The 7,775-nt window shown below is 70.5% G+C and carries 7 protein-coding genes, 1 tRNA gene and 1 pseudogene; 5 read left to right on the forward strand and 4 right to left on the reverse strand.

Translation table 11 applies throughout. From position 1 onward, the window contains the following. Positions 1-34: 34 nt before the first annotated feature. Positions 35-331, forward strand: a pseudogene (locus Mam01_RS08620) (substrate-binding domain-containing protein); the annotation flags it as partial. Positions 332-357: 26 nt separating this feature from the next. Here Mam01_RS08620 and Mam01_RS08625 read toward each other — a convergent pair. Next, positions 358-1,047, reverse strand: coding sequence for an SDR family NAD(P)-dependent oxidoreductase (locus Mam01_RS08625; RefSeq protein ID WP_204284858.1), 690 nt, complete (start codon positions 1,045-1,047; stop codon positions 358-360). A 129-nt stretch (positions 1,048-1,176) separates the two neighbouring features. Between Mam01_RS08625 and Mam01_RS08630 the strand changes: the two genes are divergently transcribed. Further along, positions 1,177-1,815, forward strand: a complete 639-nt coding sequence (locus Mam01_RS08630; RefSeq protein ID WP_204284859.1) for an HD domain-containing protein — start codon at positions 1,177-1,179, stop codon at positions 1,813-1,815. A 226-nt stretch (positions 1,816-2,041) separates the two neighbouring features. On the opposite strand, the gene Mam01_RS08635 is transcribed toward Mam01_RS08630, so the two are convergent. Together Mam01_RS08635 and Mam01_RS37260 are read right to left on the reverse strand one after the other, a co-directional pair. Beyond that, a tRNA-Ser gene (locus Mam01_RS08635) sits at positions 2,042-2,130 on the reverse strand. 93 nt (positions 2,131-2,223) lie between these two features. Further along, the gene (locus tag Mam01_RS37260; RefSeq protein ID WP_275408923.1) at positions 2,224-4,797 is read right to left on the reverse strand and encodes a MinD/ParA family ATP-binding protein; all 2,574 of its coding nucleotides are present in this window, start codon (positions 4,795-4,797) and stop codon (positions 2,224-2,226) included. A gap of 115 nt (positions 4,798-4,912) precedes the next feature. Between Mam01_RS37260 and Mam01_RS08645 the strand changes: the two genes are divergently transcribed. Beyond that, the gene (locus Mam01_RS08645) at positions 4,913-5,875 is read left to right on the forward strand and encodes an NAD(P)H-quinone oxidoreductase (RefSeq protein ID WP_204284860.1); all 963 of its coding nucleotides are present in this window, start codon (positions 4,913-4,915) and stop codon (positions 5,873-5,875) included. A gap of 65 nt (positions 5,876-5,940) precedes the next feature. Continuing rightward, complete coding sequence (locus tag Mam01_RS08650; protein ID WP_150933760.1) at positions 5,941-6,465, forward strand: bacterial proteasome activator family protein; 525 nt, start codon at positions 5,941-5,943, stop codon at positions 6,463-6,465. A gap of 30 nt (positions 6,466-6,495) precedes the next feature. Here the strand turns inward: Mam01_RS08650 and Mam01_RS08655 are convergent, their stop codons facing one another. After that, positions 6,496-7,293, reverse strand: a complete 798-nt coding sequence (locus Mam01_RS08655) for a Cof-type HAD-IIB family hydrolase (protein WP_204284861.1) — start codon at positions 7,291-7,293, stop codon at positions 6,496-6,498. A 239-nt stretch (positions 7,294-7,532) separates the two neighbouring features. Here Mam01_RS08655 and Mam01_RS08660 point away from each other — a divergent pair, with 239 nt between their 5' ends. Further along, positions 7,533-7,736 carry a cold-shock protein gene (locus Mam01_RS08660; protein ID WP_041952879.1) on the forward strand — a complete coding sequence of 68 codons (204 nt, stop codon included), beginning with the start codon at positions 7,533-7,535 and terminating at the stop codon, positions 7,734-7,736. Positions 7,737-7,775: the final 39 nt, after the last annotated feature.

Consider the following 7,775-nt stretch of genomic DNA (forward strand, 5'->3'; position numbering starts at 1 on the left):
CTCCTGCGCCAGCTGAGCATCGACCGCGGCCCGCGAGCTGCTGTCCGGCGACCAGGACCTGGACGCTGTGTTCGCCACCTCGGACGAGCTGGCGATCGGCGCGATGGAAGCGGCGCGTGAGAAGGGGCTGCGGGTGCCGGAAGACCTGGCGGTCGCCGGCTTCGGCGACATCCACGCCGCCTCCTGCACGACCCCGGCGCTCACCACCGTCCGGGTGCCCGCCGCGGACCAGGCCCTGGCCCTGGCGCGACTGCTCATGTCCCGCCTCGACGGCCGCCACACCAGCTCCGTCGTCCTCCCCACGCGCCTGGTGGTCCGCGCCACGACCTGACCCTCCCGGCCCTCACGGCGGAGGATCTACCAGGGGATCGGGCCCTCCTCCGAGCTGAACGTGCCGGTCGGGCCGCCGGGCGGAAGGGTCGCCATCCGCACGGCCACCGCCGCGCCCTCGGCCGCCGTACGGGTGCCGGTGTGGCCGGTCAGGTCGGTGGCGCAGTGGCCCGGGTCCACCGCGTTGACGAGGATGCCAGCCCCGGCCAGCTCGTTCGCGTAGAGCACGGTGAGCGCGTTGAGCGCGCTCTTCGCCGAGTTGTAGGCCAGCATGGCCCACCCCACGTTGAAGTCGTCCTTCGCCTGGGTGAGGGTGAGGGAGGCCAGCCGGGTGGTCATGTTGACGATCCTGGCCTCGCCGGCCGCCCGCAGCAGCGGGATCATCGCGCGGGTGACGGTGACCACCCCGAACACGCCCACCTCGTAGGTGGCGCGCATGTGGTCCGCCGTCGCGTCCGCCGGGCTGACGCCGTAGTCGCCGCAGACCGCGGCGTTGTTGACCAGCACGTCGAGCCGCCCGAACTCCTCTCCCACGAGCTTGGCCGCGTTCCCGACCGCCGCGTCGTCGGTGACGTCGAGCAGCACGGGACGGGTGCCTTCAGGGGCGTGGCTCTCGTCGCGTACCCCGGCGACCACCGTCATGCCGCGCCCGGCGAGCTGCCGCGCGATCTCCCTGCCGATTCCGCGTCCCGCTCCCGTGACCAGTGCGACTTTCATCTGACTGTCCTCCTTCTGCGTCCAGGGCGCCCAGTCTCGGAGCGATCACTTGGAGCCGCCTGAGAGCTCACTTGGACCAGTCAAGGGAACGCTCCGGGGGGACTGAGTAACGCATGAGGAGGAGCTGTCATGAGCGAGACCATCGCCGGAGTCGCCGTTCCCGACTCGACGCTCTCCACCGAGGCGACCGAGCTGGTGCGGGAGGCGGCGCCCCCGCTCCTCTACCACCACTCGCGCCGGGTGTTCCTGTTCGGGTCGTTGCGGGGCCGGCGGCTCGGGCTGCGGGCCGATCCCGAGCTGCTCTACGTCGGGGCGATGTTCCACGACCTCGGGCTCACCGAGCGATATCGGCGTACGGACCAGCGGTTCGAGATCGACGGCGCCGACGAGGCGCGCCGGTTCCTTGCCTCCCACGGCGTGCCCGAGGACGACGTACGCAAGGTCTGGGAGGGCATCGCCCTGCACACCACACCGGAGATTCCTTACCGGCTGGAGCCCGAGGTGGCCCTGGTGACCGCCGGGGTGGAGGCCGACGTGCTCGGCATCGGGTACGCCGACCTGGCCCCCGAGGACATCGCCGCGGTCGTCGCGGCCCATCCGCGTCCCGGCTTCAAGCGGCAGATCCTCGCGGCGTTCATCGAGGGGTTCAAGGATCGTCCCGACACCACGTTCGGCACCGTCAACGCCGACGTGCTGGAGCACTTCGTGCCCGGGTTCCGGCGCATCGACTTCGTCGAGGTGATCGAGAGCTCCGCCTGGCCCGAGTAACCGCCTGCCATCGATCTTTCGCGCCGTATGGCATGGGTTGTCTGGTGTCGTCCCCCGGTGCGAAGGCGAGTCCTTGTGACTCACGAACTCAGCTACGAGCAGTTCGAGACCCTCAAGCGCGAATTCGAGGCGAGGTTCGACGGCCCGCGACTACCAACCCCAGTACACAAAGAAACCCCCGAACCCGTAGGTTCGAGGGTTTCCGATGTCTTGCGACGTCACAGAGCGGAGAGCGTGGGATTCGAACCCACGAGACCGGTCACCCGGCCTAGCGGTTTTCAAGACCGCCGCCATCGTCCACTAGGCGAGCTCTCCCTGGTGGCGCCTCATGCGAGGCGCCATGCCGCAGACTAGTCTCTCACCGGCCCGGCCGTGACCGCGACCGCTGAAAAAGATCAGTCGACGGTCCTACAGGTGGTCCGGGATCTCGGAGAACTTGCGCTCCGCCAGTGCCTGCGGGCCGGCGAAGCCGTCGCCGACGGAGGCGGCCAGGCGGAGGTAGGCGTCCCGGGTGGCCTGCTGCAGCCGGTCCAGGTCGATCTCCGCTCCCTCCTCCAGGTGCGGGTCGTACGGCACGCGGACGACCGTACGGCAGCGGGCGGCGAAGTGGGCCTCCAGCTTGTCGAGGTCGACCGTCGACTTCGACCGCGGCCGTACGCTGCAGAGCACCACGGTGGCCGAACGGACGAGGTCGCCGTAGTGGTGCGCCTCCAGCCAGTCCAGCGTGGCCGAGGCCGCGCGGGCGCCGTCCACCGAGGGCGAGCTGACCAGCACGATCTGGTCGGCCATGCCCAGCACGCCCGACATGGCCGAGTGCAGGAGCCCCGTGCCGCAGTCGGTGATGCAGATGGAGTAGAAGTTCTCCAGCACCTGGGCCACCGAGTGGTAGTCCTTGGCGCTGAACGCCTCCGACACCGACGGGTCGCGGTCGGACGCCAGGATCTCCAGCCGCGAGGTGGTCTGCGAGGTGAAAGCCCGGATGTCCACGTACCGCTTGATCTGGGCCCGCTCGTTCAGCAGGTCGCGTACGGTCGCCGACGTCTCCAGCTCCACCTTGTCGGAGAGCGTTCCACGGTCCGGGTTGGCGTCGACGGCGATGACGCGGTCGCCGCGCACCTGCGCGAGCGTGGCGCCGAGGCCGACGGTCGTCGTGGTCTTGCCCACCCCGCCCTTGAGGCTGAGCACCGCGACCCGGTGATGCCCTGTGGCGACCGGCGTACGGGCGCGCTGGACGAGCTCGCGGCGGCGCCGCACTTCCGGGGCCTCGCCCGGCTTGATCAGCCCGGCGGACGCCTTGTAGACCAGGCGCCGCCAGCCCGTCGCGGGAGCGTTCCTACGGCCGCGCAGGAGGACGACCGGGTCGAGACTGTCGGCGTTCGGCTTGGATCCCGCCGTCTTGGGCCCTGTGGCGCGTGCCGGCGAGCTGAACGCGGAGACGGGCGGAGCGGGCCGCCGCGGCGACTGGTACGCCTCCCGCTCCGCGAAGGCGTCCCTCTCCGGAACAGCCGGAGCGATCGGGCCATCCGGGATGACCGGAGCAGCCTCGGCGGTGGAGCGAGGCGGGGCGGCGGGGCGAGCGGGGACGGGGGGATAGACGGAGGCGGTGGGACGCTCCGGTGCCGGTTCGGGAGCCACAACGGGCTCCGGTGCCGCGGCCTGCTCGGGCGCGGGGGTCACCGCCGGGCCCGGCTCGTACGGCTTGCGCTCCTCGGCCGCCAGGTCGTCCCGCAGGGAGCCGGTAAAGCGATCGTCCGTACGCTCGTCCCGCAGCGATCCGGTGAAGCGATCGTCCGTACGCTCGTCCCGTAGGGAACCAGTGAAGCGATCGTCCGTACGCTCGTCCCGTAGGGAACCAGTGAAGCGATCGTCCGCACGCTCGTCCCGCAGCGATCCGGTGAAGCGATCGTCCGCACGCTCGGACCGCAGGGAGCCGGTGAAGTGATCGTCCGTAGACTCGGGCCGCGGGGGCGCGAACGACGACGAGCCCTCCGAGGGAGCCGGAGGCTCCTCTGGCTCTGCGTCAGTGGCGTCTTCCTGCCTGACCGCCTCCACCGGCACCGCCGGCTCCAGCCAGCCCCGCAGCGGCTCCTTCGACGCGGACGGCGGGTCCGGGGTGTGACGCTGGCGGGTCTCGGTGTCCGAGAACGCCCCAATGTTGTAGGAATCGGTGTCCACGGGCGACGAGAACGCACCACGCCCGAAGGCCCCTCCGGGCGACGAGGCGGAGTGGTCGTCGTCCTCCTCCTCGTCCCGGTTCGCGCCCGGAGACTCCGGCTTGTCGGCCCCGGAGTCCGCGCTGCCGAACGACGGAGCGCTGACGGGCCCGGTCGACGTCCCCAGAGGCGTGCCGAAGGCGGCCGTCGGCGTCCCGAAGGATTTGTACGATTCCCCGCTCTCCGTCTCCGACGGCGCACTTCCGAACGGGGAGAACCGCACGGGCCCGGTGGAGGACTCCACCGACGGGCCCTCTTCCTCGCTCACGGCTGAGAGTTCATCGGAGCGTTCCGGCCGCACAGGTTCCGGCGGCGCGACGAAGGCCGTTTCGCCATATCCCGAGTCGGTTCCATATCCCGAATCGGTGCCGTATCCGTAGTCGTACGCGGAGGTCGCGGCGTTGTCGCCCTGGTCACCCGTGCCGTACGCGGCGGAGCCGCCGCCGTAACCGGACTCTCGGATCGGCCCGGTCGACGACGCCTCCCGGGTCTCCTCGTCCTCCTGGACCGGGGCGCCGTACGCGGACTCGGTCGTGGCGCGGAACAGCCCGCCGGACGCGGGCTCGGCCGGGACGAGGCTCCAGGGGTCGGCGGGGTACGGCGAGGCGGGCTCGGGCTCGGCGGCGGGCGAGGCCGGTGGAGAGGCGAGGGTCGCGGACGTGACCGCGCTCACCGCTATCTCTACCTCGTCGGGCATCTCCTTGATCGCGTCCAGCCACGCGAGCTGGTCCTCCAGAGAATGGGGATCCTCACGATCATGTCTCGCCACCGAGTACCCCCTCGGGATGGGCTTATGGGGTAGCAATCACATTGAAGATTAGCGCCACGTAATCCGCTGAATGCGGGCAACCGCCCTAGTTCTCCGTCACGCTACTTTAGGTCACATGCGCGCGATGGTGATTTCCGAACCCGGCGGACCCGAGGTTCTGGACTGGCGGGAAGTGCCCGATCCGCGTCCCGCCCCAGGTGAGGTGGTTATCGACGTCGCCGCCTCGGCCGTCAACCGGGCCGACCTCCTCCAGCGCCGCGGCCTCTACCCGCCGCCGCCCGGCGCCTCGGAGATCCCCGGTCTCGAGTGCTCCGGGGTGGTCGCCGAGGTCGGCGGGAACGTCCCCGGCGTCGCGCCCGGCGACCGGGTCTGCGCCCTGCTCGCGGGCGGCGGGTACGCGGAGCGGGTGGCCGTCCCGTGGCAGCAGGTCATGCCGGTGCCCGAGGGGCTCCCGCTCGACGAGGCGGCCGCGCTGCCCGAGGTCGCCTGCACGGTCTGGTCGAACGTCTTCATGACCGCCCGCCTGCGGAAGGGCGAGACCCTGCTCGTCCACGGCGGCGCGAGCGGCATCGGCACGATGGCGATCCAGCTCGCCAAGGCGTACGGCTCCCGGGTGCTGGTGACGGCGGGATCGGCCGAGAAGATCGAACGCTGCCGGGCCCTCGGCGCGGACGAGGCGGTGAACTACCACGAGGAGGACTTCGCCGAGCGCTTCGAGGGCCGGGCCGACGTCATCCTCGACATCATCGGCGCGAAGTATCTGGCCGGGAACATCCGGGCCCTCGCCACCGGCGGCAGGCTGGTGGTCATCGGCATGCAGGGCGGCGCCAGGGGCGAGCTCGACCTCGGGGCGCTGCTCGCCAAGCGGGCGGCGATCCACGCGACCGGGCTGCGTCACCGCCCGGTGGACGACAAGGGCGTGATCTGCCGGGGCGTCGTGGAGAGCGTCTGGCCGCTGGTCACCGCCGGGGCCGTACGGCCCGTGGTGCACGAGCGGATTCCGCTCGACCAGGCCGCGCGGGCGCACCGGGCGCTCGAAGAGGGGGCTCACGTCGGAAAGCTGCTGCTGGTCAGGTGAGCTAGGTTGGATCGGGTGAGCACCGGTGTGCCCCAGCGGAGTGAGTCAGGAGTTGTAAGCGATCGATGAACGCAGACGAGAGCACGCCGCAGATCGTGGTCGTGGGCCCGCAGGGCCTGTCGGTCTCCGGCGACGGTAGCGGCGAGCACGAGGAGCGATCCGTCGCCGACCTGGTGGAGCAGCCCGCCAAGGTGATGCGGATCGGCAGCATGATCCGCCAGCTTCTGGAGGAGGTGCGCGCCGCTCCCCTCGACGACGCCAGCCGCAAGCGGCTCAAGGACATCCACCAGAGCTCGATCAAGGAGCTGGAGGAGGGTCTGGCCCCCGAGCTCGTGGAGGAGCTGGAACGGCTGTCGCTGCCGTTCAGCGACGACAGCCCCACCCCGCCCAGCGACGCCGAGCTGAGAGTCGCGCACGCCCAGCTCGTCGGCTGGCTGGAGGGCCTGTTCCACGGCATCCAGACCACGTTGTTCGCCCAGCAGATGGCCGCGCGGGCCCAGCTCGAACAGATGCGCCGCGCCCTCCCCGGCGGCCTGACCCAGGCGGCCGCGGACGAGCAGGGCCACCGCGCCGGCGGCCCCTACCTGTAAGGCCTGTAAGACCTTTAAGGGCCGCGAAGGTCAGAAGAGTTCCTCCAGCACCACCGCGACGCCGTCGTCGTTGTTGGCCGCCGTCACGTGATCGACGGCGGCCAGCACGTCCGGGTGGGCGTTCGCCACCGCGTACGACGTGCCGGCCCAGCTCAGCATCGGCAGGTCGTTCGGCATGTCGCCAAAGGCGACCACCTCCGCCGGCTTGATCCCCCGCTCCTCCGCCAACGTGGCCAGCGCCGTCGCCTTGGTCACGCCGTACGCGCTCATCTCCAGCAGCGCCCGGCCGCTGGAGTGCGTCGGGGTCACGATGTCGCCCACGACCTCCAGGGCCACACGGACCAGTTCGTCGGGGTCCATCGCGGGATGAGCGGCGAGCAGCTTGGCACAGGGCAGGGAGGTCAGCGCGGCGGTCCCCACCTCACGTCCGCACGACACCTCACGGGAGTCCCAGCCGCCGAGCGCGTACGCCGCCTCGTGCGCGAAGTCGCCCTCGTACTCGACCGAGAACGTCAGGCCCGGCACATCCCGCCGGAGCCGGGCCACGCACTCCTCCAGGATGTCCGGGGCGATCAGATGCGACTCGACGATCCGCTCGGTGTGCAGGTCGTACACGAGTGCGCCGTTCGCGCAGATCGCGAGCCCGCAGTGCCCGACGGTTCCCGCGACGCTGTGCATCCACCGGGGCGGCCGCCCGGTGACGAAGACGAGGGTGCCGCCGGACTTCTCCACCCGGGCGAAGGCGGCGGCCGTACGCGATGAGATCGTTCCGTCGGTACGCAGCGCGGTGCCGTCGAGATCCGTGGCGATGAGGCGGGGGCAGGTCATAGCAGGTTCCAGTGTGCACTGTGACGCGCCATGACCTGCCCCCGGCCACCCCTGGGGCGAGAAATCTGCCCCAGACGTGGAACACCAACGGGCTCCATAGTGTTAGATGTGAAGGCGTTGTATTAGCTGTTCCCGTAGCGAAAACCAGTTTGACTGTATGAGCCACCCGGGGAGCTGTGCGACACACCGGGGGCCACGAGGTGTGGTCCCCAAGATTCACTTCCTTAGGGAGAGCAGTAATGGCTCAGGGAACCGTCAAGTGGTTCAACGCTGAGAAGGGCTTCGGCTTCATCGCACCGGACGGCGGCGAGCCCGACGTGTTCGTGCACTTCTCCGCGATCACTGGCAGCGGCTACCGCAACCTCGAGGACGGCCAGCGGGTCGAGTTCGAGGTCATCGCCGGTCCGAAGGGTCCGCAGGCGTCGAACGTCCGTGGTCTCTGACCTGACGTGACGGAGGCGGGGCTCGCGCAAGCGAGCCCC

Source organism: Microbispora amethystogenes, assembly GCF_016863015.1.
In the GTDB taxonomy this organism is placed as follows: Bacteria; Actinomycetota; Actinomycetes; order Streptosporangiales; family Streptosporangiaceae; genus Microbispora; species Microbispora amethystogenes.

What these genes read in the sequence shown, in the direction of transcription:
- Mam01_RS08625 (WP_204284858.1), bottom strand. Translation starts at nt 1,047, where the DNA reads ATGAAAGTCGCACTGGTCACGGGAGCGGGACGCGGAATCGGCAGGGAG.
- Mam01_RS08645 (WP_204284860.1), top strand. Translation starts at nt 4,913, where the DNA reads ATGCGCGCGATGGTGATTTCCGAACCCGGCGGACCCGAGGTTCTGGAC.
- Mam01_RS08630 (WP_204284859.1), top strand. Translation starts at nt 1,177, where the DNA reads ATGAGCGAGACCATCGCCGGAGTCGCCGTTCCCGACTCGACGCTCTCC.
- Mam01_RS08650 (WP_150933760.1), top strand. Translation starts at nt 5,941, where the DNA reads ATGAACGCAGACGAGAGCACGCCGCAGATCGTGGTCGTGGGCCCGCAG.
- Mam01_RS08660 (WP_041952879.1), top strand. Translation starts at nt 7,533, where the DNA reads ATGGCTCAGGGAACCGTCAAGTGGTTCAACGCTGAGAAGGGCTTCGGC.
- Mam01_RS08655 (WP_204284861.1), bottom strand. Translation starts at nt 7,293, where the DNA reads ATGACCTGCCCCCGCCTCATCGCCACGGATCTCGACGGCACCGCGCTG.